At 33.4% G+C, this 25,861-nt stretch carries 34 protein-coding genes; 4 read left to right on the plus strand and 30 right to left on the minus strand.

Going from position 1 to position 25,861, the window contains the following annotated elements; all coding sequences use genetic code 11:
* Window positions 1-69 precede the first annotated feature (69 nt).
* From rpsD to rpsL, 30 genes are all read right to left on the minus strand, one after another.
* Window positions 70-675 carry a 30S ribosomal protein S4 gene (gene rpsD / locus ITB9_RS06915; RefSeq protein ID WP_028289263.1) on the minus strand — a complete coding sequence of 202 codons (606 nt, stop codon included), beginning with the start codon at window positions 673-675 and terminating at the stop codon, window positions 70-72.
* Between the two features lie 188 nt (window positions 676-863).
* Entirely contained in the window at window positions 864-1,256 is a 393-nt protein-coding gene (gene rpsK / locus ITB9_RS06920) for a 30S ribosomal protein S11 (protein ID WP_028283891.1), read from the minus strand.
* Between the two features lie 101 nt (window positions 1,257-1,357).
* Window positions 1,358-1,732: a 30S ribosomal protein S13 gene (gene rpsM / locus ITB9_RS06925; RefSeq protein WP_028289262.1), complete on the minus strand. Its 375-nt coding sequence runs from the start codon at window positions 1,730-1,732 to the stop codon at window positions 1,358-1,360.
* Between the two features lie 2 nt (window positions 1,733-1,734).
* Window positions 1,735-1,851: a type B 50S ribosomal protein L36 gene (ykgO, locus tag ITB9_RS15340; protein WP_013305171.1), complete on the minus strand. Its 117-nt coding sequence runs from the start codon at window positions 1,849-1,851 to the stop codon at window positions 1,735-1,737.
* Between the two features lie 4 nt (window positions 1,852-1,855).
* On the minus strand, window positions 1,856-2,071 hold the full coding sequence (infA, locus tag ITB9_RS06930; RefSeq protein ID WP_028289261.1) for a translation initiation factor IF-1: 216 nt from the start codon (window positions 2,069-2,071) through the stop codon (window positions 1,856-1,858).
* 10 nt (window positions 2,072-2,081) lie between these two features.
* A complete protein-coding gene (gene secY, locus ITB9_RS06935) occupies window positions 2,082-3,431 on the minus strand; it encodes a preprotein translocase subunit SecY (protein ID WP_054851674.1) in 1,350 nt (449 codons plus the stop codon).
* Window positions 3,432-3,445: 14 nt separating this feature from the next.
* Window positions 3,446-3,898: a 50S ribosomal protein L15 gene (gene rplO / locus ITB9_RS06940; RefSeq protein ID WP_028289259.1), complete on the minus strand. Its 453-nt coding sequence runs from the start codon at window positions 3,896-3,898 to the stop codon at window positions 3,446-3,448.
* Between the two features lie 11 nt (window positions 3,899-3,909).
* Window positions 3,910-4,092 (minus strand): 50S ribosomal protein L30, encoded by a 183-nt coding sequence (gene rpmD / locus ITB9_RS06945; RefSeq protein ID WP_028283887.1) that lies wholly within the window; start codon window positions 4,090-4,092, stop codon window positions 3,910-3,912.
* Between the two features lie 11 nt (window positions 4,093-4,103).
* Entirely contained in the window at window positions 4,104-4,628 is a 525-nt protein-coding gene (gene rpsE, locus ITB9_RS06950; RefSeq protein ID WP_028289258.1) for a 30S ribosomal protein S5, read from the minus strand.
* Between the two features lie 6 nt (window positions 4,629-4,634).
* Window positions 4,635-4,988: a 50S ribosomal protein L18 gene (gene rplR / locus ITB9_RS06955; RefSeq protein ID WP_028289257.1), complete on the minus strand. Its 354-nt coding sequence runs from the start codon at window positions 4,986-4,988 to the stop codon at window positions 4,635-4,637.
* Window positions 4,989-4,997: 9 nt separating this feature from the next.
* Window positions 4,998-5,540, minus strand: a complete 543-nt coding sequence (gene rplF, locus ITB9_RS06960) for a 50S ribosomal protein L6 (protein WP_028289256.1) — start codon at window positions 5,538-5,540, stop codon at window positions 4,998-5,000.
* A 19-nt stretch (window positions 5,541-5,559) separates the two neighbouring features.
* On the minus strand, window positions 5,560-5,958 hold the full coding sequence (rpsH, locus tag ITB9_RS06965; protein ID WP_028289255.1) for a 30S ribosomal protein S8: 399 nt from the start codon (window positions 5,956-5,958) through the stop codon (window positions 5,560-5,562).
* Between the two features lie 59 nt (window positions 5,959-6,017).
* Window positions 6,018-6,287 (minus strand): 30S ribosomal protein S14, encoded by a 270-nt coding sequence (gene rpsN / locus ITB9_RS06970; RefSeq protein ID WP_028289254.1) that lies wholly within the window; start codon window positions 6,285-6,287, stop codon window positions 6,018-6,020.
* 3 nt (window positions 6,288-6,290) lie between these two features.
* Window positions 6,291-6,842 carry a 50S ribosomal protein L5 gene (gene rplE / locus ITB9_RS06975; RefSeq protein ID WP_054851675.1) on the minus strand — a complete coding sequence of 184 codons (552 nt, stop codon included), beginning with the start codon at window positions 6,840-6,842 and terminating at the stop codon, window positions 6,291-6,293.
* A 2-nt stretch (window positions 6,843-6,844) separates the two neighbouring features.
* Complete coding sequence (rplX, locus tag ITB9_RS06980) at window positions 6,845-7,156, minus strand: 50S ribosomal protein L24 (protein ID WP_028289252.1); 312 nt, start codon at window positions 7,154-7,156, stop codon at window positions 6,845-6,847.
* Between the two features lie 11 nt (window positions 7,157-7,167).
* Window positions 7,168-7,536 carry a 50S ribosomal protein L14 gene (rplN, locus tag ITB9_RS06985; protein WP_028283879.1) on the minus strand — a complete coding sequence of 123 codons (369 nt, stop codon included), beginning with the start codon at window positions 7,534-7,536 and terminating at the stop codon, window positions 7,168-7,170.
* A gap of 2 nt (window positions 7,537-7,538) precedes the next feature.
* Window positions 7,539-7,796, minus strand: a complete 258-nt coding sequence (gene rpsQ / locus ITB9_RS06990; RefSeq protein WP_028283878.1) for a 30S ribosomal protein S17 — start codon at window positions 7,794-7,796, stop codon at window positions 7,539-7,541.
* Between the two features lie 13 nt (window positions 7,797-7,809).
* Entirely contained in the window at window positions 7,810-8,001 is a 192-nt protein-coding gene (gene rpmC / locus ITB9_RS06995) for a 50S ribosomal protein L29 (protein ID WP_028289251.1), read from the minus strand.
* Between the two features lie 13 nt (window positions 8,002-8,014).
* On the minus strand, window positions 8,015-8,434 hold the full coding sequence (gene rplP / locus ITB9_RS07000; protein ID WP_028289250.1) for a 50S ribosomal protein L16: 420 nt from the start codon (window positions 8,432-8,434) through the stop codon (window positions 8,015-8,017).
* Between the two features lie 20 nt (window positions 8,435-8,454).
* Complete coding sequence (rpsC, locus tag ITB9_RS07005) at window positions 8,455-9,171, minus strand: 30S ribosomal protein S3 (protein ID WP_028289249.1); 717 nt, start codon at window positions 9,169-9,171, stop codon at window positions 8,455-8,457.
* A gap of 7 nt (window positions 9,172-9,178) precedes the next feature.
* Window positions 9,179-9,586 (minus strand): 50S ribosomal protein L22, encoded by a 408-nt coding sequence (gene rplV / locus ITB9_RS07010; RefSeq protein WP_054851676.1) that lies wholly within the window; start codon window positions 9,584-9,586, stop codon window positions 9,179-9,181.
* Window positions 9,587-9,589: 3 nt separating this feature from the next.
* On the minus strand, window positions 9,590-9,868 hold the full coding sequence (gene rpsS / locus ITB9_RS07015; RefSeq protein WP_054851677.1) for a 30S ribosomal protein S19: 279 nt from the start codon (window positions 9,866-9,868) through the stop codon (window positions 9,590-9,592).
* Window positions 9,869-9,874: 6 nt separating this feature from the next.
* Entirely contained in the window at window positions 9,875-10,699 is an 825-nt protein-coding gene (gene rplB, locus ITB9_RS07020) for a 50S ribosomal protein L2 (protein ID WP_028606955.1), read from the minus strand.
* Between the two features lie 10 nt (window positions 10,700-10,709).
* Entirely contained in the window at window positions 10,710-11,000 is a 291-nt protein-coding gene (rplW, locus tag ITB9_RS07025) for a 50S ribosomal protein L23 (RefSeq protein WP_028289245.1), read from the minus strand.
* Between the two features lie 6 nt (window positions 11,001-11,006).
* Window positions 11,007-11,636 (minus strand): 50S ribosomal protein L4, encoded by a 630-nt coding sequence (gene rplD / locus ITB9_RS07030; RefSeq protein WP_028289244.1) that lies wholly within the window; start codon window positions 11,634-11,636, stop codon window positions 11,007-11,009.
* Entirely contained in the window at window positions 11,636-12,253 is a 618-nt protein-coding gene (gene rplC / locus ITB9_RS07035) for a 50S ribosomal protein L3 (protein WP_054851678.1), read from the minus strand. Before rplC ends, rplD begins: the two co-directional genes overlap by 1 nt.
* 144 nt (window positions 12,254-12,397) lie before the next feature.
* Window positions 12,398-12,703, minus strand: coding sequence for a 30S ribosomal protein S10 (rpsJ, locus tag ITB9_RS07040; RefSeq protein ID WP_010181931.1), 306 nt, complete (start codon window positions 12,701-12,703; stop codon window positions 12,398-12,400).
* A gap of 12 nt (window positions 12,704-12,715) precedes the next feature.
* Window positions 12,716-14,842 (minus strand): elongation factor G, encoded by a 2,127-nt coding sequence (gene fusA, locus ITB9_RS07045; RefSeq protein WP_054851679.1) that lies wholly within the window; start codon window positions 14,840-14,842, stop codon window positions 12,716-12,718.
* 6 nt (window positions 14,843-14,848) lie between these two features.
* Complete coding sequence (rpsG, locus tag ITB9_RS07050) at window positions 14,849-15,325, minus strand: 30S ribosomal protein S7 (protein WP_028283867.1); 477 nt, start codon at window positions 15,323-15,325, stop codon at window positions 14,849-14,851.
* Between the two features lie 22 nt (window positions 15,326-15,347).
* Entirely contained in the window at window positions 15,348-15,722 is a 375-nt protein-coding gene (gene rpsL / locus ITB9_RS07055) for a 30S ribosomal protein S12 (RefSeq protein WP_028283866.1), read from the minus strand.
* A gap of 181 nt (window positions 15,723-15,903) precedes the next feature.
* Between rpsL and ITB9_RS07060 the strand changes: the two genes are divergently transcribed.
* The 4 genes from ITB9_RS07060 (at window position 15,904) to ITB9_RS07075 (ending at window position 25,837) form a co-directional block, all read left to right on the plus strand.
* Window positions 15,904-17,592 carry a hypothetical protein gene (locus tag ITB9_RS07060; protein WP_054851680.1) on the plus strand — a complete coding sequence of 563 codons (1,689 nt, stop codon included), beginning with the start codon at window positions 15,904-15,906 and terminating at the stop codon, window positions 17,590-17,592.
* A 117-nt stretch (window positions 17,593-17,709) separates the two neighbouring features.
* Window positions 17,710-20,928, plus strand: a complete 3,219-nt coding sequence (locus tag ITB9_RS07065; protein ID WP_054851681.1) for a SusC/RagA family TonB-linked outer membrane protein — start codon at window positions 17,710-17,712, stop codon at window positions 20,926-20,928.
* 13 nt (window positions 20,929-20,941) lie between these two features.
* Window positions 20,942-22,351 carry a SusD/RagB family nutrient-binding outer membrane lipoprotein gene (locus tag ITB9_RS07070; RefSeq protein ID WP_054851682.1) on the plus strand — a complete coding sequence of 470 codons (1,410 nt, stop codon included), beginning with the start codon at window positions 20,942-20,944 and terminating at the stop codon, window positions 22,349-22,351.
* Between the two features lie 267 nt (window positions 22,352-22,618).
* A complete protein-coding gene (locus ITB9_RS07075; protein WP_054851683.1) occupies window positions 22,619-25,837 on the plus strand; it encodes a SusC/RagA family TonB-linked outer membrane protein in 3,219 nt (1,072 codons plus the stop codon).
* The last annotated feature ends 24 nt before the right edge of the window (window positions 25,838-25,861 follow it).

The following is a 25,861-nucleotide window of genomic DNA, read 5'->3' on the forward strand; positions in this document are numbered from 1 at the left end:
TTGCGCGGTTTATAAGCTTGAAGATCACAAATAAACCCTTTGGCTAAATACCAATGTGATTAATATATATTATTTAGAGTATAATTCTACGATGAATTGCTCATTAATGTTTTCCGGAATCTGGATTCTAGCAGGAACAGAAACATAAGTTCCTTCTTTTTTCTCGCTATTCCATGTAATCCATTCAAAAACATTACTCGAATTAGATAAAGATCTATCGATAGCCTCTAATGATTTAGACTTTTCTCTAACAGCAACTACATCACCAGCTTTAAGTTGGTAAGATGGTACGTTAACTAACTCACCGTTTACAGTAATATGTCTATGTGATACTAATTGTCTTGCTCCACTTCTAGAAGGAGAGATACCCATTCTGTAAACAACGTTGTCTAATCTAGACTCACATAATTGTAATAAAACTTCACCTGTAATTCCTGGTGCAGCAGTAGCTCTTTTAAACATGTTTCTGAATTGACGCTCTAATACACCGTAAGTATACTTAGCTTTTTGCTTCTCCATTAACTGGATTGCATATTCAGATTTTTTACCACGTCTTCTGTTGTTTCCATGTTGACCTGGTGGGTAATTTCTTTTTTCGAAAGACTTATCATCTCCGAAGATAGCTTCTCCAAATTTACGAGCTATTTTAGTTTTAGGACCAGTATATCTTGCCATTTTTAATTTGTTTTAAGAGTGATTATGAATTAAGGTCTTAATCTTATCCTTCGATAATCGTTAATCTCTTGTTGATACTTGTTTTTAAATTCAGTTTGCAAATATACACAAAAAATTAATATCATCTGAATACAGATGATATTAATTTTAAATGCTAATTGTAGAACTAATTACGTAAAAAAACGTGATTAAACTCTTCTTCTTTTAGGAGGACGACATCCATTGTGTGGTAATGGAGTAACATCTATAATTTCTGTTACTTCAATTCCTGCATTATGAATAGAACGGATAGCAGATTCTCTACCATTTCCTGGTCCTTTAACGTAAACTTTTACTTTTTTCAATCCAGCTTCTTTTGCAACTTCAGAAGCATCTTCTGCTGCTAATTGAGCTGCATAAGGAGTGTTTTTCTTAGATCCTCTAAATCCCATTTTACCAGCAGATGACCATGAAATTACGTCACCTTTTTTGTTGGTAAGAGAGATAATGATGTTGTTAAATGAAGCTGTAATGTGTGCTTCACCAACCGCATCAATAATAACTTTACGTTTTTTTGTACTTTTAGCGTTTGTCTTTGCCATATTCTTATTGTTCTTTGTTTTAGTTGATAGTCGTTAGAATCCTAAACCTTTATAATTTCAAACAGATTCCTTCCAACGTCTAAATACTAAAGACCAAATTATTATTTAGTTGCTTTTTTCTTATTAGCAACAGTTTTTCTTCTACCTTTTCTTGTTCTAGAGTTGTTTTTAGTACGTTGACCTCTTAAAGGTAAACCAGCTCTATGACGTATACCTCTGTAACATCCAATATCCATTAATCGCTTAATGTTTAATTGTGTTTCAGAACGTAATTCACCTTCAATAGTAAAAGTTCCAACAGCATCACGGATTGCTCCTATTTGATCATCTGTCCAATCCTGTACTTTAATGCTTTCGTCAACTTTAGCTGTTGCTAAAATTTCTTGAGCTCTACTTCTACCTACACCGTAGATATAAGTTAAAGAAATAACTCCTCTTTTTTGTTTTGGTATGTCTACACCTGCTATTCTTGCCATAATTACCCTTGTCTTTGTTTGAATCTAGGATTCTTTTTGTTAATGACGTAAAGTCTACCTTTTCTGCGTACAATTTTACAATCTGCACTTCTTTTTTTAACTGATGCTCTTACTTTCATCGTATTAGTATCTATAGGTTATTCGAGCCTTACTTAAATCGTAAGGGCTCATTTCTAATTTTACTTTATCTCCAGGTAATAACTTAATGTAATGCATACGCATCTTACCCGAAATATGTGCGGTCACAATATGACCATTTTCTAATTCTACACGGAACATAGCATTTGATAATGCTTCAATTATTGTTCCGTCTTGTTCTATTGCTGCTTGTTTTGCCATAGTGAAAATATTAAGCTACTGCTTTTCTGTTTTTACCTGTTTTCATCAAGCCATCATAATGTCTATTTAACAAGTAAGAATTTACTTGTTGCATAGTATCTATTGCAACTCCAACCATAATTAATAAAGATGTCCCTCCAAAAAATAAGGCCCAACCTTGTTGTACATTTAATAACTTAACAATAAAGGCTGGAAAGATAGCAATTAATGCTAAAAATATTGAACCAGGTAAAGTTATTTGTGACATGATTTTATCTAAATATTCTGATGTTTCAGATCCTGGTCTAATGCCTGGAATGAAACCTCCACTTCTTTTTAAATCATCAGCCATCTTATTAGTTGGTACTGTGATTGCTGTATAGAAATATGTAAATATTATAATTAATAAAGCAAATACTAAATTATACCAGAATCCGAAGATATCTGAAAAATTAGATTGTAACCATAATCCTGAAGCAGTATCTTTTAATAAAGATGAACCACCTATTAGACCAGGTACAAACATGATTGCTTGAGCAAATATAATTGGCATAACTCCCGAAGCATTAAGCTTTAAAGGAATATATTGTCTTGAACCAAAAACATTTTTTTCATATCCACCAGTTGCAGATCTTCTTGCATATTGTACCGCAATTTTACGAACAGCCATTACCAATAAGATTGATAATAAGATAATAACAAACCAAATAACGATTTCAAATAAAATCATCATTACATTATTACCTGTTTCTAATCTAGAAGCAGCATTTTGTAAAAAAGATTTAGGTAAAGTAGCAATAATACCTACCATAATTAATAATGAGATTCCATTACCAATACCTTTATCGGTAATTTTTTCCCCTAACCACATTGCAAAGATACAACCTGTAACTAAAATAACAATTGATGAAAAATAAAACATTCCTCCTTGTCCTAATAAAAACGCAGAGCTTGGAATACCAAACATCGGTTGTAAACTGGCTAAATAACCTGGTGCTTGTACTAAGCAAATTGCAATAGTTAACCATCTAGTTATTTGAGTGATTTTTTTCTGACCACTAGCACCTTCTTTTTGCAGTTTTTGTAAATAAGGAATAGCAATTCCCATTAATTGTACTACAATAGAAGCAGAAATATATGGCATAATACCAAGTGCAAATACTGAAGCATTTGCAAATGCTCCTCCTGTGAATGCATTTAAAATTCCAAAGATACCTTCTGATGTTCCAGATTGTAAACTTTCTAATTGTGTTGCATCAATACCAGGTAATACTACTTGTGCTCCAAAACGATAAACTAATAACAAAGCTAGAGTGACTAGGATTCTGTTTCTCAGTTCTTCAATTTTCCAAACATTTTTTAATGTCTCTATAAATTTCATGCGATCAATTGTTCTTATAAAGTTACAGCTTCACCTCCTGCTGCTTCAATTGCAGCCTTTGCAGTAGCGGTAAATTTATGAGCTGTTACACTTAGTTTAGTTTTTAATTCTCCTCTTCCTAAAATTTTAACTAGCTCGTTTTTACCAGCTAATCCTAACTCTACTAGAGTATCAAAATCTAAAGTGTCATTAATAATTTTATCGTCAACTAATTGTTGAATAACATCAAGATTAACACCTTGATATTCTTTACGATTTATATTAGTAAAGCCAAATTTAGGTACTCTACGTTGAAGTGGCATTTGCCCTCCCTCGAAACCTACTTTCTTAGAATAACCAGATCTAGACTTGGCACCTTTGTGACCACGTGTAGCAGTACCACCTTTACCAGAACCTTGTCCTCTACCTATTCTTTTACCTTGACTTTTAACTGAACCTTGTGCAGGTTTTAAATTACTTAAATCCATTTTCAGTATTGTTATTTAGTTTCTTCAACAGAAACTAAGTGATTTACTTTTGCTACCATACCTAAAATATTAGGAGTAGCCTCATGTTCTATAGTTTGCCCAATCTTTTTAAGACCAAGAGCTAATAAAGTTCTCTTTTGTCTTTGTGTTCTGTTGATTGCGCTTTTAACTTTTGTTACTTTTATCTTAGACATTGCTGTTGTGATTAACCGTTAAAAACTTTTTCTAAAGAGATACCTCTTTCACGAGCAATCGTCTTTGGATCTCTTAATTGTAATAAAGCATCAAAAGTTGCTTTTACAACGTTATGAGGATTTGATGATCCTTGAGATTTAGATAATACGTCATGTACACCAACTGCTTCTAAAACTGTTCTTACAGCTCCACCAGCAATAACTCCTGTACCAGGAGCTGCAGGTATGATGTTAACTCTTGCTCCACCAAATTTACCTTTTTGTTCATGTGGCAATGTACCTTTCATGATAGGAATGCGTACTAAATTTTTCTTAGCATCTTCAATTGCTTTTGCGATAGCACTAGCAACATCTTTAGATTTTCCTAAACCATGTCCTACAACACCAGCTTCATCACCAACCACTACGATTGCTGAAAAACCAAATGCTCTACCACCTTTTGTTACTTTAGTAACTCTCTGTACACCAACTAAACGATCTTTAAGATCTAATCCACTTGGTTTTACTAACTCTGCGCTTTTGTATTTTTGATACATAATTTCTTAGAATTTAAGTCCTCCTTCTCTAGCTCCTTCAGCTAATGATTTTATTCTACCATGATATAAGTAACCACCTCTATCAAAAGCGATAGTTTCAACACCAGCCTTTAAGGCTTTTTCTGCTATAGACTTACCTACTAATGCAGCTACTTCTACTTTGTTTCCTTTTGCAGCAATATCTTTATCTCTAGAAGATGAAGCAACTAATGTTTTACCATTAACATCATCTACTATTTGAGCATAAATTTCTTTATTACTTCTAAAAACAGCTAATCTAGGTCTAGTTTCTGTACCAGAAACAACCTTACGGATTCTGTTTTTAATTCTTATTCGTCTTTCGTTTTTTGTTAACGCCATAACTAATTATTATGCTGATTTACCTGCTTTTCTTCTTAATACTTCTCCTACAAATTTAATACCTTTTCCTTTGTATGGCTCAGGTCTTCTAAATCCTCTAATTTTAGCAGCAACTTGTCCTACTAATTGTTTATCATGAGAAGTTAATTTGATTATTGGATTTTTTCCTTTATCAGAAACTGTTTCAACTTTAACTTCAGGAGCTAAACTTAACACTATATTATGAGAAAAACCTAAAGCTAAATCAAGGACATTACCTTGATTTGATGCTCTATATCCAACACCTACTAGTTCTAATTCTTTAGTCCACCCCTTAGATACACCTTCAATCATGTTAAAAACTAATGAACGGTATAAACCATGCTTAGCTTTTTGATCTTTGGTATCTGCAGAACGTGTAACTAATACATTTCCATCTTCAACTTTTACGTCAACAGTATCAAAAGGTTGATTAAGTTCTCCTAATTTTCCTTTTACTGTTATTACGCTATTATCTACTGTTACAGTTACTCCTTCTGGAATGGCAACTGGATTATTTCCTATTCTTGACATTTTCTTCTGGATTTAAAAATTAGTAAACGTAACATAAAACTTCACCACCAACGTTTTCACGTTGTGCTTGCTTTCCTGTCATTACTCCATGAGAAGTAGAAACTATAGCAATACCTAATCCATTAAGGATACGTGGTAATTCTGTAGAACTAGAATATTTACGTAAACCAGGCTTACTGATTCTTTGTAACTTTCTAATTACAGGTTCTTTTGTTTCCTTATTGTATTTTAAGGCAATTTTGATTGTACCTTGAACAGTAGAATCATCGAACTTATAACTTAAAATATATCCTTGATCGAATAATATTTTAGTAATGTTCTTTTTTAAATTTGAAGCAGGTATTTCAACTACTCTGTGATTAGCACGCACTGCGTTTCTAATTCTAGTTAAATAATCTGCTATTGGATCTGTATACATATGTATTGATTTGCGGGCTTGGTTTTCGAAATATTTCGAACCTAAGACCAATTAAAATTTTACCAACTTGCTTTTTTAACACCAGGTATTAACCCTTGGTTAGCCATTTCTCTAAACATTACACGAGAAATACCAAAAGTACGCATATAACCTTTTGGTCTACCTGTTAATTTACATCTATTATGTTGACGTACGGGTGAAGCATTTTTTGGGAGCTTTTGTAATGCTTCATAATCTCCAGCTTTTTTCAAAGCTTTACGTTTTTCAGCATATTTAGCAACTGTTTTTGCTCTCTTAACCTCGCGGGCTTTCATTGATTCTTTAGCCATAACTTAGTTTTTTTGAAAAGGTAATCCTAATTCTGTTAATAATGATTTAGCTTCTTTATCTGTTTGAGCAGATGTTACAAATGTAATATCCATTCCGTCAATTTTATTAACTTTGTCAATATTTATTTCAGGGAATATTATTTGCTCAGTAACTCCTAGGTTGTAGTTACCTCTTCCGTCAAATCCTGTAGCTTTTATACCGTTAAAATCTCTAACACGTGGGAGTGCTGAAGTGATTAAACGATCTAAAAATTCGTACATTCTTTCACCACGTAAAGTAACTTTTGCACCAATAGGCATTCCTTTACGTAATTTAAATGTAGCAACATCCTTTTTAGATAAAGTTGATACTGCTTTTTGTCCTGTTATAGTCGTTAGTTCATCAACAGCGTAATCAACTAATTTTTTATCAGCAACAGCAGCTCCAACTCCTCTAGAAAGTACAATCTTTTCTAGTTTAGGAACTTGCATTACATTATTGTATCCAAATTCTTCTGTAAGAGCAGCAATTACTTTGCTTTTATACTCTTCTTTTAGTCTCGGTGAATATTCCATAACTATATTACTTCATTAGATTTTTTAGAAAATCTGACTTTCTTATCACCTTCTACTCTGTAACCTACTCTTGTTGTTTCTCCTTTAGAAGTTAACAATGATAAGTTAGAAAGGTTAATAGGAGCCTCTTTTTCTACGATACCTCCTTGAGGGTTTTGTGCACTTGGTTTAGTATGTTTCTTAACCATGTTTACACCTTCAACTATAGCTTTGTTCTTTTCGATAAATACTTTTTGTACTAATCCTTCAGAACCTTTATGGTCTCCAGCAATAACCTTTACGGTATCTCCTGTTTTAATTTTTAGCTTTGTCATCTTTTTATCAATTAAAGCACCTCTGGTGCTAATGATACAATTTTCATGAATTGTTTATCACGAAGTTCTCTAGCTACAGGTCCAAAAACACGTGTACCTCTCATTTCACCCGTTGGGTTTAAAAGTACACAAGCGTTATCATCAAATCTTATATAAGATCCATCTGGACGTCTAACTTCTTTCTTAGTACGAACAACAACTGCTGTAGATACAGCTCCTTTTTTAATGTTTCCATTAGGAGTTGCGTCTTTTACAGTAACAACAATTTTGTCACCTACAGATGCATATCTTCTTTTAGTACCACCTAGAACACGTATTGTTAATACTTCTTTTGCTCCAGTGTTATCTGCTACTCTTAGTCTTGATTCTTGTTGTACCATAATTACTTCGCTCTTTCAATTATTTCAACTAATCTCCAACATTTAGATTTACTTAAAGGTCTAGTTTCCATGATCTTTACAGTATCTCCAATATTACAATCGTTTGTTTCGTCGTGTGCAACGTATTTTTTAGTTTTTAACACGAACTTTCCGTACATAGGGTGTTTTACTTTTTTTACTTCGGCAACTACAATTGATTTTTGCATTTTGTTGCTAGTAACTATCCCTATACGCTCTTTTCTTAAGTTTCTTTTTTCCATCTTGTAAGCAGAATTATTTTAAATCTCTTTTAGTTAATTCTGTTGCAATTTTTGCAACCGTACGTCTTACTTGACGTATTTGTATTGGATTATCTAAAGGAGAAACTGCATGAGCCATTTTTAAATCTAAATAGCTTCTCTTTGTTTCACTAAGTTTCTCTTGTAACTCAGCTACAGATAATTCTTTAATTTCTGATTGTTTCATAATATCAAATAAATTATGCTTGGTAATCTCTAGCGATTACAAACTTAGTTTTTACTGGTAATTTTTGAGCTGCAAGTCTTAATGCTTCTTTAGCAACATCTAAAGGCACTCCTCCAACTTCAAAAAGGATTCTTCCTGGTTTAACAACTGCTGCCCAATACTCGACTGCACCTTTACCTTTACCCATACGTACTTCAAGAGGCTTTTTTGTAATAGGTTTATCTGGAAATATTTTAATCCAAAGTTGACCTTCTCTTTTCATGTAACGAGTAGCTGCAATACGTGCTGCTTCAATTTGACGTGATGTTAAAAAGTTAGAATCTAATGATTTTATTCCAAAAGTTCCGTTTGAAAGTTGGTGACCTCTACCAGAGTTCCCTTTCATACGTCCCTTTTGCATTTTTCTAAATTTTGTTCTTTTAGGCTGTAACATTTTTTCTGTTCTTTAAAAAATTACTTTCTACGACGTTGTTGTGGCTTTCCACCTTGACGTCCACCTTTTCCTTGCTTCTTAGCTAAGCCAACAAGAGGAGAAAGCTCTCTTTTACCATATACTTCACCTTTCATGATCCATACTTTAACCCCTAATCTACCATAAGTAGTATGAGATTCAACTAAAGCATAATCAATATCGGCTCTGAAAGTTGATAAAGGAATACGTCCTTCTTTGTAGTGTTCAGAACGTGCCATTTCAGCACCATTTAAACGACCACTAATTTGGATCTTTATTCCTTCAGCGTTCATACGCATTGTTGCAGCAATAGCCATTTTAATAGCACGTCTGTATGAAATTCTATTTTCAATTTGACGAGCAATACTAGATGCTACTAAAAATGCGTCTAATTCAGGTCTTTTTATTTCAAAAATGTTGATCTGAACTTCTTTTCCTGTAATCTTCTTAAGCTCTTCTTTTAACTTGTCTACCTCTTGACCACCTTTTCCGATAATAATACCAGGTCTAGCAGTAGTGATAGTAACGGTTACAAGTTTTAAAGTTCTTTCAATTATTACACGAGATACACTAGCTTTTGATAAACGCGCGTGAACGTATTTTCTGATCTTATCGTCTTCGGCAAGTTTATCACCATAATCGTTTCCTCCGTACCAGTTAGATTCCCATCCTCTGATAATTCCTAAGCGATTTCCGATTGGATTTGTCTTTTGTCCCATATCTATCTTAGCTTTGTGTATTATTGTTAGCTGCTACTACGATTGTTACGTGGTTTGAGCGTTTTCTTATTCTGTGAGCACGTCCTTGTGGAGCTGGACGTAATCTTTTTAACATAGATCCACCATCTACTCTTATTTCTTTAACAAATAACTCTGCATCTTCAATGCTAGCGTCTTCGTTTTTAGCTTGCCAATTAGCGATCGCAGAAAGTAATAACTTTTCTAAACGATTAGATGCTTCTTTTTGGCTAAACTTCAAAATATTAAGTGCCTTTTCTACGCGTTCACCTCTTACTAAATCGGCTACTAAACGCATTTTTCTTGGTGACGTAGGACAGTTATTAAGTTTAGCAAAAGCGATTTGCTTTTTACCTTCCTTGATAGCGTCTGCCATTTGTTTTTTACGACTTCCCATAGCTTACTTTTTACCTTTATTTTTAGCACCAGCGTGACCTCTAAAAGATCTTGTTGGTGAAAATTCTCCTAATTTATGTCCAACCATGTTTTCTGTAACATAAACTGGAACAAACTGACGACCGTTATGCACTGCAATAGTTTGTCCAACAAAATCTGGAGTTATCATACTTGCTCTTGACCAAGTTTTAATAACGGTTTTTTTGTTAGATTCTACATTAGCAGCTACTTTTTTCTCTAATTTATAGTGAACGTAAGGTCCTTTTTTTAATGATCTTGCCATGATTTATTATTTCTTTCTACGTTCTACAATATATTTATTACTCGCTTTAGTTTTAGAACGTGTTCTATATCCTTTAGCAGGTATACCGTTTCTAGAACGTGGATGTCCACCTGATGATTTTCCTTCACCACCTCCCATTGGGTGATCAACTGGATTCATAACAACTGGTCTTGTTCTTGGTCTTCTTCCTAACCATCTACTACGTCCTGCTTTACCAGAAACTAATAATTGATGATCAGAGTTTGATACAGCTCCAATAGTTGCCATACAAGTCACTAAAATTAATCTAGTCTCACCTGAAGGTAATTTAATTGTTGCAAATTTACCATCTCTTGCCATTAATTGAGCAAAAGCACCAGCACTTCTAGCCATTACAGCACCTTGACCTGGTCTTAACTCTACACAAGAAATAATAGTACCTAATGGAATATTAGCTAATGGCATAGCATTACCGATTTCAGGAGTTGCCCCTTCACCAGATACTACTGTCTGTCCAACTTGTAAACCATTTTGAGCAATGATATAAGTTTTCTCGCCATCTTGATAATTTAATAATGCAATGAACGCTGTTCTGTTAGGATCATATTGGATCGATGCAACTTCTGCAGGAACACCTACCTTAGCTCTTTTAAAATCGATTATACGATATCTACGTTTATGACCACCACCTTTATAGCGCATTGTCATACGTCCTTGACTGTTTCTACCACCTGATCTTTTTTTCGGAGCTAATAAGCTTTTTTCCGGCTTGTCAGTAGTAATGGCGTCAAATCCATTAACTACTCTAAATCGCTGACCTGGTGTGATTGGTTTTAATTTTTTTACTGACATTTGTCTTTAATTACATGTTAGTGTATAAATCAATCATTTCACCTTCCGCCAGTTGTACAATTGCTTTTTTAGTAGCATTTGTTTTACCATGCTGAATACCCGTTTTTGTAAACTTGGTACTTCTATCTGGACGGACATTAATTGTACGAACTTTTTCAACAGAAACTCCATAAGCAGCTTCCACTGCTTTTTTAATTTCTACCTTGTTCGCCTTAGTGTTCACAAAGAAACTGTAGCAGTTATTCAACTCGCTATTAGCAGTTGCTTTTTCTGTGATTATAGGTTTAATTAAGATATTCATTTTGTTCTATTTACTTAAATTCGACTCAATTCCTTCTAGAGAACCCTCTAAAAGAATAATTTGATTTGCATTTAATATTTTATAAGTACTTAACTCTGAGCTAGTTATAACTTGTGAGCTTTTTAAATTACGTGATGACAAATATACATTATTATTTGACGCACCCAAGACAAACAGTGATTTTTTGTTTTGTAAGTCTAATGCATTTAAAATTGCTGTAAAGTTTTTTGTTTTTGGAGCATCAAAATTAAAGTCTTCTAAAACGATAATTGACTTTTCATTTGCTTTAATACTTAATGCAGACTTACGCGCTAAACGTTTTAAGTTTTTATTAAGTTTAAAAGAATAATTTCTAGGTCTTGGTCCAAACATACGTCCTCCTCCTCTAAAAACACCTGACTTGATACTACCTGCTCTGGCTGTACCTGTTCCTTTTTGTTTTTTAATCTTACGTGTACTTCCAGTAATCTCAGCTCTTTCTTTAGATTTGTGAGTACCTTGTCTTTGGTTAGCTAAGTATTGCTTAACATCCAAATATACAGCATGATTATTAGGTTCAATAGCAAAAACACCGTCAGAAAGGTCTGCCTTTCTACCTGTTTCTTTTCCGTTTATATCTAAAACTGCTACTTTCATTATTTTCTAATAATTACATAAGCGTTTTTATGTCCAGGTACACAACCTTTAACAACAAGTAAGTTCTTTTCTGGAACTACTTTTAAAACTCTTAAATTTTCAACTTTTACTGAATCTGTTCCCATTCTACCTGCCATACGCATTCCTTTGAATACTCTTGCAGGATAAGAAGCTGCTCCAATCGATCCTGGTGCTCTTAAACGGTTATGTTGACCGTGAGTCGCTTGACCTACACCACCAAATCCATGACGTTTAACTACCCCTTGAAATCCTTTTCCTTTAGATGTACCAGATACATCAACAAATTCACCTTCTGTAAAGTGATCTACTGTTATAGCATCACCTAATTTGTACTCCGCATCAAAACCTTTGAATTCAACAACTTTGCGTTTTACAGAAGTTCCTGCTTTTTTAGCGTGACCTAAGTCAGCTTTAGTAGCACTCTTTTCTGTCGCGTCATCGAAACCAAGTTGAACAGCACTATAACCGTCAACTTCTTCAGTTCTGACTTGGGTAACGATACATGGTCCAGCTTCGATCACTGTACATGGCATATTTTTACCATTTTCATCGAAGATGCTGGTCATACCGATTTTTTTTCCAATTAACCCAGACATAATAATTATTTATTTATTGTTACTATTTATTAAAAAATTCAAGGCTGAAAATACGTTTCAGCCTTGAATTGTATTTTTACCGTTTTTCCTTCGCTCGAAGCTTAGGACATGTTTCGCTTAAAATCTTTAAACGAATGGTGTTACTTACACTTTAATCTCAACTTCAACTCCACTTGGTAATTCAAGTTTCATTAAAGCGTCAATAGTTTTAGAAGATGAAGAGTAAATATCTAATAATCTCTTGTAAGAGCTTAATTGAAATTGTTCTCTTGACTTCTTATTTACGTGTGGTGAACGTAATACAGTGAAAATTTTCTTGTGTGTTGGTAATGGAATTGGTCCAGTTACAACAGCACCAGTACTCTTTACTGTTTTTACAATCTTTTCAGCAGACTTATCAACTAAATTATGATCGTAAGACTTTAATTTTATTCTAATTTTTTGACTCATTTTCTTTTAGTTTTAAGCTTCAACGCCTTTAGCTGCTTTGATTACTTCTTCAGATACATTTGAAGGAGTTTCAGCATAGTGTGAAAATTCCATAGTAGATGTAGCTCTACCAGAAGATAATGTTCTTAATGTTGTAACATATCCAAACATTTCTGATAATGGTACAGTAGCTTTAACAGTTTTTGCTCCAGCTCTATCTCCCATGTCACTTACTTGACCTCTTCTTCTGTTTAAATCTCCAACAATGTCTCCCATGTTTTCTTCAGGTGTAATTACCTCAAGTTTCATGATTGGTTCCATTATTACAGCTTTAGCTGCTTTTGCTGAGTTTTTAAACCCAAGTTTAGCTGCTAATTCGAAAGATAATTGATCCGAATCCACATCGTGGTAAGATCCATCTTTTAAAGTAACTTTCATTGCATCAACCTCAAAACCAGCTAGTGGTCCATTAGCCATTGCCATTTTAAATCCTTTTTCAATAGAAGGGATAAATTCTTTAGGAACGTTACCACCTTTAATTGTAGATTCAAATTGTAATCCTGTTACACCTTCATCAGCTGGCTCGATAGTAAATACTATATCTGCGAATTTACCACGTCCTCCAGATTGCTTTTTATAAACTTCTCTGTGATCTGCTGGTCTAGTAATAGCTTCTTTATACTCAACTTGTGGTTGACCTTGATTAACTTCTACTTTAAACTCACGCTTTAAACGGTCTACAATAATATCTAAGTGAAGCTCACCCATACCAGATATAATTGTTTGTCCTGAAGCTTCGTCTGTTCTAGCTGTAAATGTAGGATCTTCTTCTGCTAATTTAGCTAAAGCCATACCTAATTTATCAACATCTGCTTTAGTCTTAGGCTCAACTGCGATACCAATTACTGGATCTGGGAAGTCCATAGATTCTAAAACTATAGGATGTTTTTCATCAGACATAGTATCTCCAGTCTTAATGTCTTTAAATCCTACAGCAGCTCCAATATCTCCTGCTTCAATAAAATCGATAGCATTTTGTTTATTAGAGTGCATTTGATAAATACGAGAAATACGTTCTTTTTTTCCTGAACGGTTGTTAAGGATATAAGATCCAGCGTCTAAACGACCTGAATAAGCTCTAAAGAATGCTAAACGTCCTACGAAAGGATCTGTAGCAATTTTAAATGCTAATGCAGCGAAAGGCTCTTTAACATCTGGCTTACGAATTTCTTCTTGTTCAGTATCAGGATTCATTCCTTTGATACCTTCTTTATCTGTTGGAGACGGTAAGTAACGACATACTGCGTCTAATAAAAACTGTACTCCTTTATTTTTAAATGCAGAACCACAAATCATTGGAATGATTGCCATATCCATTACAGCAGCTCTAAGTGCAGCATGCACTTCTTCTTCTGTAATAGAATCTTCGTCTTCCATGAATTTTTCTAAAAGATTCTCGTCATAACTTGCTACTTCTTCAATTAAAAGTGCACGATACTTACGAGCTTCTTCTTTCATATCTTCTGGAATTTCAATAACATCAAAAGTTGCCCCTTGAGTTTCGTCATGCCATACGATAGCTCTGTTTTTTACTAAATCAATAATACCTTTAAAATCTGCTTCATCACCAATGTTTAAAACGATTGGCACAGCGTTAGATTTTAACATATCTTTTACTTGTTGACAAACTCCTAAGAAGTTTGAACCTTGACGGTCCATCTTGTTAACAAATCCTATTCTTGGTACTTTATAGTTATCAGCTAATCTCCAGTTAGTTTCTGATTGAGGCTCAACACCATCAACAGCACTAAATAAAAATACTAACCCGTCTAATACACGTAATGAACGGTTTACCTCTACTGTAAAGTCAACGTGACCAGGAGTATCAATGATATTAAAGTGATACCCTTTAGTTTCTGGTGTTGGTTGAGCATTTTCAAGTGGAAATTGCCATGTACAAGTCGTTGCAGCAGAAGTAATTGTAATACCTCTTTCTTGCTCTTGCTCCATCCAGTCCATTGTAGCAGCACCATCATGTACTTCTCCAATTTTGTGAGAAACTCCTGTGTAATAAAGAATACGCTCTGTTGTTGTAGTTTTACCTGCATCAATATGAGCTGCAATTCCGATATTTCTTGTGAATTTTAAATCTCTTGCCATTTCTTATTAAAATCTAAAGTGAGAGAATGCTTTGTTGGCTTCTGCCATTTTGTGTGTATCCACACGTTTCTTTACTGCTGCCCCTTCTTCTTTAGCTGCTGCTAAAATTTCTGAAGCCAAACGCAATGCCATAGACTTTTCGTTTCTCTTACGAGAATAACTAATCAACCATTTCATTGCAGTTGAAACCTTACGGTCTGCACGTATTGGATTAGGAATTTGAAATGTTGCTCCTCCTACTCTACGACTACGCACTTCTACGTGAGGCATAACATTAGATAATGCATCTTTCCAAATTTCTAAAGCTGTTTTTTCTTCATCTGTCTTTTTAGTATCTACGATATCAATTGCATCATAAAATACTTTAAAAGCTACAGACTTCTTTCCGTCCCACATCATCATATTAACAAATCTAGTTACTAACTGATCGTTAAAACGAGGATCTGGTAAAAGCGGTCTTTTTTTCGCTGCTCTTTTTCTCATGTCTTCTTCTTAAGTTTTTTAATTAACTTTTAGGGCGTTTTGCACCATACTTAGATCTACGTTGTGTTCTACCTGCAACACCTGCTGTGTCTAAAGCACCACGAACGATGTGATATCTAACTCCTGGCAAATCTTTTACCCTTCCACCTCTAACCAATACTATCGAGTGCTCTTGTAAATTGTGACCTTCTCCACCGATGTATGCATTTACTTCGTTTCCGTTTGTTAAACGAACCCTTGCCACCTTACGCATTGCTGAGTTAGGTTTTTTAGGTGTCGTTGTATAAACACGAGTACACACACCACGTCTCTGAGGACACGAATCTAAAGCAGCCGATTTACTCTTCTTGGTTATTTTGGCTCTTCCTTTTCGTACTAATTGTGAAATTGTTGGCATATAATTTTAATATAATTTTATGTTACCTCTCTCTAAGAGGGGTGCAAATGTATGAATTATAATTCATAAATCAAACCTTAATTCATTAATTTTCAATAGAATTTAAAATATATTCAAAGACTAATATTAAATAATAAGTTTTTTACGTTAAATTTATCTCTCACCTTTACAATTACACAAATTGCTTTTAAGAAAACTTATTTTATTACTTTATATTTTACAATCTGTAACCTCACAAAGTCAAAATATTAATTTAAAAATTGAAACCTATCCAAATGCGGAATCCAAAATAATACAGTACAACAAGCATCACTCTTCATTTAAATCTATCACTAACGAAATTAAAGCATTTCAAAATCAACTAATCAACGCAGGATACTTAAACAATGAAGTTACTGAAATCTCAACAAAGGACTCTACAAATTACAAGTGCATCATAATACTAAAAAACAAAATAAAATTTGTTCATATATATTTAGACAAAAAAAACACTACCGATTCATTATATCAGGAACTAAAACTCACAAAGAGTAAAAACAAAAACTATTATATATCTGAATACACGAAGCTTGAAAAAAACTTAGAACTTCAAAATAGAATAATCAACAACAAAGGCTATCCATTTAGCGAGTTAAGCTTAATTGAAATACAAAAGAAAAATGACTCAACACTTACTGGAAAACTTAAAATTGATACTAATGAAAAAAAACGAGTACTAAACAGAATTGTCATTAAAGGATATGAAAAATTCCCTAAATCTTACCTAAGACACTTTCTTAAAATAAAAAAAGACAAAACCTTTAATTTAGATGAAATCAATACAAAGACAATCAGCTTAAACAATCTTAATTTCTCGAAACAAATAAAAAGTCCTGAAGTCCTATTTTTAAAAGATTCCACCAAACTATATATCTATCTAGAAAAAACACCCAGCAATAATTTTGATGGCTATTTAGGATTTGCTACAAACGAAAATTCTAATAAAATTAAATTTAACGGTTATTTAAACTTAAATTTAATTAACAATTTAAACTATGGAGAAAGTCTTCATCTAGAATACAAATCAGATGAAACGGAACAAAAAAACTTTAACCTGACAACTAACCTTCCTTACATCTTCAACTCTCCAATAGGCATTGAAGCTTCATTAAGCATCCTTAAAAGAGACTCTACCTTTATAAATACCAATCAAAAAGTTGATTTATTTTATCAACTAAATGATAAACACTCTATTTACACAGGTATTTCAACAACCGAATCAAGCGATTTGACAAATAAAAACACTAATTTGAATATAATAGACTATACCAATAACTTTTTTAATATAAAATACCAATACATCAAACATCAAAAAGATGACTTATTATTTCCAATTCAAACTTTTGCAAAAATAGAAACAGGTTATGGCTCAAGAAAATCCAACACAAACAATTTAAACCAAACATTAATTAACATAGATGCTAATCACATTTTTAATTTAAATAATAAAAACAGTATTTCCTTTAGAACTAGCATTAAGCTACTAAATTCTGAAAATTATTTAGAGAATGAACTTTTTAGATTTGGAGGCATAAACAGCATAAGAGGCTTTACAGAAAATAGCTTAACTGCCAATAATCTATACACACTTAACACAGAATACAGATACAGACTAAGCAATAGCGTTTTTGTTAATTCTATAATTGACGTTGCAACTTTTAAAAACAACCTAATTAAACAAGAGCGAAATCTATACGGATTTGGGTTTGGATTTGGAGTCTTAACCAAAGGAGGCTTATTAAGATTTATCTACGCAAATGGAAAGCAAAAAAACGAAGCCTTCAATTTTTCCAACTCAAAAATACACCTAAGCATTAAAACGATATTTTAAGTATTTTAACGCTATTGTAGAATAAATTTTAAATTTTATCAAAAATAATCGTCAAAATGATTGTTTTGTTGGCATTAATTTATGAGTTTTGAGATAAGACTAATTTAATATATCAATATGAAAACAAATTTAAATCGAATTTTAACATTGTTTTGTGTGACATTAGCGAGTTTCGCTTATGCGCAAGAACAAACAATTACCGGAACAATTTCCGATGAAAATGGCTTCCCCTTACCGTCTGCAACCATTGTAGTAAAAGGGACATCAAATGGAAGCACATCAGACTTCGATGGGCAATACACCATTCAAGCAAATACGGGAGAAACATTAGTGTTTAGTTATGTTGGTTATGACACAGTTGAAAAAATTGTATCATCTTCAAGTAGCATTAATATATCTCTTAACCCAGGAAACACATTAGATGAAGTTGTTGTAACAGCGTTAGGGATTAAAAGAGAAAAGAAAAGTTTAGGTTATGCAACTCAGGAAGTTGGAGGAGACGAAGTTTCTAAAGTTAAATCATCAAACTTTGTTAATTCTTTATCTGGTAAAGTAGCTGGATTAGATATTAAAAGCTCTGGTACATTAGGTGGATCCACAAATGTAGTTATTAGAGGTAACGCATCTATAGCTGGAAATAACCAAGCTTTATTTGTAATAGATGGTATACCTGTAGATAACGGTAACTCAAACTCTGCCGGACAAAGAAGTGGTCGTGGTGGTTACGATTATGGTAATGCAGCTTCAGATATCAATCCAGATGATATTGAAACAATAAACGTATTAAAAGGTGCAGCTGCGACAGCTCTGTATGGATCAAGAGCATCTAATGGTGTTGTAATGATTACCACAAAAAAAGGAAAAAAAAGAAAAGGTATTGGTGTAACATTAAACTCTAGTTATACTATAGGAAGTGCTGATTCAGAAACACTTCCAGTATACCAAAAATCTTACGGTGCCGGTTATGGACCGTATTATGATGATCCATCAGGATTCTTTTTTTATGAAGATATTGATGGTGATGGTAATCCTGATTTGATTACTCCAACTACAGAAGACGCTTCTTACGGAGCTGCATTTGACCCATCATTATTAGTATACCAATGGGATGCATTATACCCACAATTAGACACATACCTTCAAGCATCTCCATGGGTAGCAGGAGCAAACGATCCTAATTCAGTATGGAAAAGCGGAGGAACAAGAGTTAACTCTGTTGCTTTAGACGGAGGAAATGACACAAGTAGCTTTAGATTAGGTTTTACTAACATGCTACAAGAAGGAAACTTACCAAACAGTGAAATCAAAAGAAATACAATAAATTTTTCTGCTTCACATGATTTAAGCGACAAATTTACTGCGTCAACTACTTTTACTTACACAAAAACAAATGGAAAAGGAAGATATGGTACTGGATACGATGCAAACAACGTTATGCAACAATTTAGACAATGGTTTCAAACAAATGTTGATTTAGAAGCACAAAAAAATGCTTATTTTGCAACAGGACAAAACATTACTTGGAACACTTCATCTCCTACAGATTTATCTCCAATTTACTCAGACAATCCATATTGGACATTCTTTGAAAATTATGAAACGGATCAAAGAAACAGATACTTTGGAAACTTTGCTTTAAATTATGAAATCAATGATTGGTTAAGTGCCTTAGGAAGATTCACATTTGATACTTATTCTGAATTACAAGAAGAAAGAACAAACGTAGGAAGTGCTAACGTTTCAAAATATTCAAGATATAATAATAACGTAGCTGAATATAATTACGACTTTATTTTAACTGCTAATAAAAATTTAACTGACAAACTTAACTTAGAAGGTAATGTTGGTTTTAACCTAAGAAGAAATGATAGAAGCAGTATTTATGCTCAAACTAACGGAGGATTAAACTTACCCGGATTATACTCTTTATCTAATAGTGTTAATGCTATAGAAGCACCTACAGAATATGAAGCTGTTAGCAAAGTTGACGGTCTATATGCAAGAGCAAGTTTAGGTTATGATGGATTAGCTTACTTAGAAGGAACTTACAGAAGAGATAGAGCTTCAACACTACCAATTAAAGACAATACATATGGTTATTTCTCAGTAGCATCAAGTTTAGTTTTTTCTAAATTAATTGATGCTGAATGGTTATCATTTGGAAAACTTAGTGCTAACTATGCTGAAGTTGGAAATGCAACATCTGCATATAGGGTTTTTAATACTTACACAATCGAAACACCTTTTTCTGGTACAGCATATGCCACTAACCCAGGAGCTAGAAACAATTTAGAATTAAAACCTGAAAGACAAGAAAACTACGAATTTGGTCTTGAAGCTCAATTTTTTAATAGAAGAGCTGGACTTAATGTGTCATACTATAACACCACCAACAAAGATCAGATTACTTATGTACCAGTATCTAATGCAACAGGATACTCTTCTGTATTATTAAACGCAGGTACAATAGAAAACAAAGGATGGGAAGTACAATTAAATGTCACACCAATTAAAACAGAAAATTTCAGTTGGGATGTTAACTTAAACTGGGCAAAAAACAAAAGTTTAGTAGTTGAGCTTACTGATGGTATAGACAATCTACAATTAGCGTCATTACAAGGTGGTGTATCTATAAACGCGACTCCCGGTCAACCTTACGGTACAATTAGAGGTACAGATTTTGTTTACCATGAAAACGGCCAACCAATAGTTGGTGCTAATGGATATTATGAAAGAACATCAAATAATGAAATTATTGGTGATATTAATCCTGAGTGGACAGCAGGACTAAACAACAGTATTAATTACAAAAACTTTAATCTAAGTTTTTTAATTGATATGCAAAAAGGAGGAGATGTATTTTCTCTTGATACATGGTACGGTTATGCTACAGGTTTATACGATATTACTGCTGGATCAAATGACTTAGGTAATCCCGTAAGAAACCCAGTAACATCTGGTGCTGATAGTGGTGGTATAATTTTACCTGGAGTTCAAGCAGACGGAACACCAAACACAGTTAGAGCAGATGCTAGCACATATGCTAACCCTTGGGGATATGCTAGAGCTACAAATAGCCAACACGTATATGACGCTGGTTTTATAAAATTAAGAGAAGCAAGCTTAACATATTCTTTTAACGACGATATGTTAAGTAGACTACCATTCACTGGAGCATCAATATCTCTAATTGGTAGAAACCTTTGGATTATAGATAAAAACACACCTTATGCAGATCCAGAAGCTGGTTTAAGTTCAGGAAATATTCAAGGATACCAATCTGGTTCTTATCCAACAATACGTGAAATTGGAGCATCATTAAAGTTACAATTCTAAAAAACAAAAAATTATGAAAAAAACATATATAACAATTTTATCAATCTTGGTATTATTCTCATGTCAAACAGATGAATTATACGAGGATTTAAATAGAGACCCAAAAAACCCAACACAAGTCGATGCAGACTTTTTGTTTAATGGAGCTGTAAAAAGCTTATTTGATCAAATGACCAGCACAAATGTTAATTCAAACATCTTTAGATTATTTGGGCAGTATTGGACACAAACAACTTACATTGATGAGAGTAATTACAACCTAACAGAACGTAATATCCCTGAAAGTCATTGGTCAGAAATATACAGAGATGTGTTATTAGACTTAAAGACAGCTAAGGACATAACTACATCTTCAACTAGTAAAGCACAAATTGAAATTTTAATGATTTATGCTTGGCAACAAATGGTAGATACTTTTGGTGATATACCTTATACAGAGGCATTAGGAGATGTTACATTACCTAAATATGATGATGCAGAAACTATTTACACCGATTTAATTACTAGGGTAAATGAAGCTATCCCAAATCTAACAGGTAACGGTTTTATAACTTCAGATAAAATCTATGGTGGAGACATGACAGCTTGGAATAAGTTTGCTAATTCTTTAAAGTTAAGATTAGGAATTAGGTTATCTGATGTAAATCCAACTTTATCTCAATCAACAGTTGAAGCTGCTTACACTGCAGGAGTATTCTCATCAAACGACGATAATGCATTACTTGCTTATGAGTCTGCAACACCTAACACAAACCCAATATGGGTTGACTTAGTTCAAACAGGAAGAACTGATTACGTTATCGCAAATACTCTAGCTGATGTAATGAATACGTTAAATGACCCAAGGAGACCTGAATATTTTGATGATAATCTAGGGGCTGGAATCTACGAAGGAGGCCCTTATGGAGATAACAATTCATTTCCTGGATATACTCACATAGCAGGATATGATGATGAATTAGATATACATGACCCTGAAGCTAAAGGAGTATTATTAGACTATAGTGAAGTTTCTTTTTATTTAGCTGAAGCTGCTGCTAGAAATTGGTCTGTTGGAGGTACTGTAGAAGAACACTATGAAAATGGAATTACAGCTTCATTTGAATATTGGGAAGCTTCAGACTTAACAACTTATTTAGCAAATCCAGCTGTAGCCTATGCAACAGCATCTGGAGATTGGAGAGAGAAGATTGGAACTCAATTTTGGTTAGCAATGTACAATAGAGGATTTGAAGGTTGGACAGTTTGGAGAAAATTTGACAGTCCACAGTTTAACTTACCAGTTAATACGGGTGATCCAATTCCTACCAGATATACATACCCTGTTAACGAACAAAATCTAAATGAAATTAACTGGGGTAAAGCATCAACTGCAATAGGAGGAGATACCAAAACCACTAAATTGTTTTGGGATATAAATTAATATTTCTTTAACATTTTATCAAAAGCCTTGAAAATTATTCCAAGGCTTTTTTTTTTAGAAAAAATTATCCATAAAACATTATCATGCAAATAATTAGAACATGAATTACTTCTAAACATTAAGAGTACAACATATTGAATTAATCTAAACAAAAGATAAGAATCATTAAACATTTCATTCGTGTAGAACAAAAATTATGACAAAAAAGTTGTTTTATTAAGTTTTTATTAAGATTTTTGGCTCAGACTAATTCAAATAAAAATAAAAATGAAAACAAAGTTTAGTGGAATTTTAACGCTATTTCTAGCGTTTGTTGTGCAAATATCGTTTGCACAAGACAAAACAGTTTCAGGTGTCGTAACTGACGAAAACGGTTTACCGTTGCCAACTGCCAATGTAGTTGTCGTTGGAACGTCTAATGGAACATCAACAGATTTTGACGGAGGATACTCTATCAATATATCTCTAGCTCCTGATAACCAACTAGAAGAAGTGCTAGTAATTGGTTACGGTACTTCTACAAAACAAGCTTTTGCGGGAACAGCAACTACTATTAGTTCTGAAAACCTTGAAGCAAAATCTTTTGCAAATGTTACTCAAGCCTTAGCTGGTGAGGTAGCAGGTGTTACTGTAATTAATACCTCGGGACAACCAGGTACAGTTGCAACTGTACGTGTAAGAGGTTATGGGTCACCATTAGGAAACCGTTCTCCGTTATACGTAGTTGATGGTATACCTTACAATGGTGTCTTTGAATTAAACTCTATTAACCCTTCTGATATTAAGAGTACAACAGTACTTAAAGATGCTACTGCTACTGCTATATATGGTTCAAGAGGAGCAAATGGAGTTGTATTAATCACGACTAAAACTGGTTCTAGAACTGATGGTTATGTAGAAGTTGATTTTAAATCTGGAGTTAACATGCAAATCATACCAAGGTATGATGTAATTACTAACCCTGAGGAATACATTGGATATGTTTGGGAAGGATTAAAAAACAGAGGTCAAGTTTCAGGTAATCCAGATCCAGCAGGATTTGCGAATTCAACATTATTTACCGACGATGGTATAGGTGCTGGATACAATATGTGGGATGTTGCAACAGCTGAAGAATTAATTGATCCTACAACTGGACAAGTTAGAGCAGGTGTTAATAGATTATTTACACCTGAAAGATACGCTGATATAGCGTTTGGAACTGGTATAAGAACAGAATCCAATGTTAGAATTGGTGGAGGATCAGAAAAATCAAAATACTTTGCTTCTGTTGGGTACTACGATGAAAAAGGATATTCAATAAACTCTGATTTTAAAAGAGTTACAGCTAGATTAAATTTAGACTCTGATGTAAAAGATTGGTTAAACGTTGGGGTAAACATTGGTTATTCAACTTCTAAAACCACAAACAATGGTCAGATAGAAGGATCTGAAAATATATTTGAATTTGCTGATAAAATGGCACCTATATATCCGGTATATGCTCGTTTTCCAAATACAGGTACTTTAATTCCTGATAATATTTATGGTGGATACCAATTTGATTATGGATCGCCTACTGGAGACTATAATGGTTTTACAAGAAATAGACCTAATGCCAATTTATTAAACCCAATTGGTTCTGCAACACTTGATAACGACCTTAGAAATACCCAAGGAATAAACGGTAATATTTCTATGAAATTCAAAATCTCTGATGACTTAAGTTTCGAAAATACTTTTGGTGGACAATATTCTTTTTTTAGAAGAAATGATGCTTCAAATCATGTTTATGGTACAGGAGCTAACACAAATGGAAATTTGACAGTAACTGATCAAGTTAGATGGACTAAATCATTTTTACAATTATTGAAATATAATGCTCCATTTTCAAATGACAGACACTCTTTAGAGATTTTAGCGGCTCACGAATCGTTTGAATCTAGCTTTACTCAATCAAGACAATTTATGCAAAATGTAATTGTACCTGGTATATATAATTTAAGTAATTATTTAGAAACAGCAGGTTTACCTGATGGATATGAAAATGCTTCTGCTATAGAATCTTATTTTGGTAAAGTAGATTACAATTTTGACAATACATACTTTTTAACTGGTTCAGTTCGTACTGATGGATCATCTAGGTTTGTTAATGATCAATGGGGTGTATTTGGATCTATAGGAGCTGCATGGATAGTAAGTAATGAAGAATTCTTACAGGATAGTTTTATGTCTTATTTAAAAGTTAAAGCATCTTATGGTATAACAGGAGATCAGCAGGGTGTTAGTACAACACGTGGGTTTGATACTTATAATTCTAGTTTAGTTGGTGGAGAATTAGCTTTAGACTTAAATATCGTTGGAAATCCTGATTTAACTTGGGAAACTTCTAAGATGATACAAGGAGGATTAGAAATGAGTTTTGGTAATTATTTAGATGTAAATTTAGATTACTACAGAAAAAATACCGACAACTTATTTTTTAACCAACGTGTAGGACCTTCAGCTGGAATATCTAGTATTAGAGTTAATGATGGTGAGATTTTAAATGCAGGTTTAGAATTTGATGTAACAGGACATATTGTTAATACTAAAGATTTCAAATTAGATCTTTCTGTAAATGGTGAAGTTTTAAATAACGAAATGAAAAGAATGCCTATAGATCCAAGTACAGGTGTTAGTAAAATAATTGATTCAGGATCATCATTAGATAGCGGTCTTTATGCTTTTGCGGAAGGTAGATCAATGTTTGATTTTTGGATGAGAGAATGGGCTGGAGTTGACCCATCAAATGGTTCACCTTTATGGTACCAATATTATGATGATGCCAATAATAACGGTGTGCTTGATGCTGGTGAAGAATCTTTTTCTATCGATGATGGTAATGGTAATGATTTAAACACTTCTGGTTCTCTTTTTGAATATCAAAAGAAAAAACAAGGAAGCAATATAAAAAGAACTGTAACTGACACGTATGCGGATGCAACTCAAGTATTCATTGATAAATCATTTATACCTGATTTAAGAGGTGCTTTAAGACTTTCTGCTAGATACAAAAACTTTGATTTATCTACTCAATTTACTTACAGCATTGGTGGTTATGCTTATGATGCGCAATACGCAGAATTAATGAGTGATCGTTTTGGTGCTGCTGGTAATAATTATCATACTGATATATCTAACAGATGGCAAAACCCTGGCGATATAACAGATGTACCAATTTTATCAGACAATGCTATAGTTAATGGTACAAGTGCTTCAACAAGATTTATAACTAGTACAGACTATTTAGCGTTAAACAATGCTAGAATTGGATACACTTTACCAAGTAAAATGTTAGATAATATTGCTATTGATGCTCTAAATTTCTGGGTATCTGGAGATAACTTATTCATTAAGTCTGCTAGAGAAGGATTTAACCCTTCTATTAATGAAACGGGTAATTCTGAGCGTAGAACTTATGCTCCTCCAACAACAATTACGTTAGGAGCAAGAATTAAATTTTAAAAAAAAAAAATGAAAAAATATTAA

The organism is Olleya sp. ITB9 (assembly GCF_001315805.1).
Taxonomy (GTDB): domain Bacteria; phylum Bacteroidota; class Bacteroidia; order Flavobacteriales; family Flavobacteriaceae; genus Olleya; species Olleya sediminilitoris.

Excerpts from the sequence above, each read along its gene's own strand:
- rpsD (WP_028289263.1), bottom strand. The coding sequence starts at position 675 with ATGGCAAGATATACTGGTCCTAAAACTAAAATAGCTCGTAAATTTGGA.
- rpsK (WP_028283891.1), bottom strand. The coding sequence starts at position 1,256 with ATGGCAAAGACAAACGCTAAAAGTACAAAAAAACGTAAAGTTATTATT.
- rpsM (WP_028289262.1), bottom strand. The coding sequence starts at position 1,732 with ATGGCAAGAATAGCAGGTGTAGACATACCAAAACAAAAAAGAGGAGTT.
- ykgO (WP_013305171.1), bottom strand. The coding sequence starts at position 1,851 with ATGAAAGTAAGAGCATCAGTTAAAAAAAGAAGTGCAGATTGTAAAATT.
- infA (WP_028289261.1), bottom strand. The coding sequence starts at position 2,071 with ATGGCAAAACAAGCAGCAATAGAACAAGACGGAACAATAATTGAAGCA.
- secY (WP_054851674.1), bottom strand. The coding sequence starts at position 3,431 with ATGAAATTTATAGAGACATTAAAAAATGTTTGGAAAATTGAAGAACTG.
- rplO (WP_028289259.1), bottom strand. The coding sequence starts at position 3,898 with ATGGATTTAAGTAATTTAAAACCTGCACAAGGTTCAGTTAAAAGTCAA.
- rpmD (WP_028283887.1), bottom strand. The coding sequence starts at position 4,092 with ATGTCTAAGATAAAAGTAACAAAAGTTAAAAGCGCAATCAACAGAACA.
- rpsE (WP_028289258.1), bottom strand. The coding sequence starts at position 4,628 with ATGTATCAAAAATACAAAAGCGCAGAGTTAGTAAAACCAAGTGGATTA.
- rplR (WP_028289257.1), bottom strand. The coding sequence starts at position 4,988 with ATGGCGTTAACAAAAAACGAAAGACGAATAAGAATTAAAAACAGAATC.
- rplF (WP_028289256.1), bottom strand. The coding sequence starts at position 5,540 with ATGTCAAGAATAGGAAATAATCCAGTTGCCATTCCAGAAGGAGTAACT.
- rpsH (WP_028289255.1), bottom strand. The coding sequence starts at position 5,958 with ATGTATACAGATCCAATAGCAGATTATTTAACTAGAATTAGAAACGCA.
- rpsN (WP_028289254.1), bottom strand. The coding sequence starts at position 6,287 with ATGGCTAAAGAATCAATGAAAGCCCGCGAGGTTAAGAGAGCAAAAACA.
- rplE (WP_054851675.1), bottom strand. The coding sequence starts at position 6,842 with ATGGAATATTCACCGAGACTAAAAGAAGAGTATAAAAGCAAAGTAATT.
- rplX (WP_028289252.1), bottom strand. The coding sequence starts at position 7,156 with ATGACAAAGCTAAAAATTAAAACAGGAGATACCGTAAAGGTTATTGCT.
- rplN (WP_028283879.1), bottom strand. The coding sequence starts at position 7,536 with ATGGTACAACAAGAATCAAGACTAAGAGTAGCAGATAACACTGGAGCA.
- rpsQ (WP_028283878.1), bottom strand. The coding sequence starts at position 7,796 with ATGGAAAAAAGAAACTTAAGAAAAGAGCGTATAGGGATAGTTACTAGC.
- rpmC (WP_028289251.1), bottom strand. The coding sequence starts at position 8,001 with ATGAAACAATCAGAAATTAAAGAATTATCTGTAGCTGAGTTACAAGAG.
- rplP (WP_028289250.1), bottom strand. The coding sequence starts at position 8,434 with ATGTTACAGCCTAAAAGAACAAAATTTAGAAAAATGCAAAAGGGACGT.
- rpsC (WP_028289249.1), bottom strand. The coding sequence starts at position 9,171 with ATGGGACAAAAGACAAATCCAATCGGAAATCGCTTAGGAATTATCAGA.
- rplV (WP_054851676.1), bottom strand. The coding sequence starts at position 9,586 with ATGGGAAGTCGTAAAAAACAAATGGCAGACGCTATCAAGGAAGGTAAA.
- rpsS (WP_054851677.1), bottom strand. The coding sequence starts at position 9,868 with ATGGCAAGATCATTAAAAAAAGGACCTTACGTTCACTATAAATTAGAG.
- rplB (WP_028606955.1), bottom strand. The coding sequence starts at position 10,699 with ATGTCAGTAAAAAAATTAAAACCAATCACACCAGGTCAGCGATTTAGA.
- rplW (WP_028289245.1), bottom strand. The coding sequence starts at position 11,000 with ATGAATATCTTAATTAAACCTATAATCACAGAAAAAGCAACTGCTAAT.
- rplD (WP_028289244.1), bottom strand. The coding sequence starts at position 11,636 with ATGAAAGTAGCAGTTTTAGATATAAACGGAAAAGAAACAGGTAGAAAG.
- rplC (WP_054851678.1), bottom strand. The coding sequence starts at position 12,253 with ATGTCTGGGTTAATTGGAAAAAAAATCGGTATGACCAGCATCTTCGAT.
- rpsJ (WP_010181931.1), bottom strand. The coding sequence starts at position 12,703 with ATGAGTCAAAAAATTAGAATAAAATTAAAGTCTTACGATCATAATTTA.
- fusA (WP_054851679.1), bottom strand. The coding sequence starts at position 14,842 with ATGGCAAGAGATTTAAAATTCACAAGAAATATCGGAATTGCAGCTCAT.
- rpsG (WP_028283867.1), bottom strand. The coding sequence starts at position 15,325 with ATGAGAAAAAGAGCAGCGAAAAAAAGACCGCTTTTACCAGATCCTCGT.
- rpsL (WP_028283866.1), bottom strand. The coding sequence starts at position 15,722 with ATGCCAACAATTTCACAATTAGTACGAAAAGGAAGAGCCAAAATAACC.
- ITB9_RS07065 (WP_054851681.1), top strand. The coding sequence starts at position 17,710 with ATGAAAACAAATTTAAATCGAATTTTAACATTGTTTTGTGTGACATTA.
- ITB9_RS07070 (WP_054851682.1), top strand. The coding sequence starts at position 20,942 with ATGAAAAAAACATATATAACAATTTTATCAATCTTGGTATTATTCTCA.
- ITB9_RS07075 (WP_054851683.1), top strand. The coding sequence starts at position 22,619 with ATGAAAACAAAGTTTAGTGGAATTTTAACGCTATTTCTAGCGTTTGTT.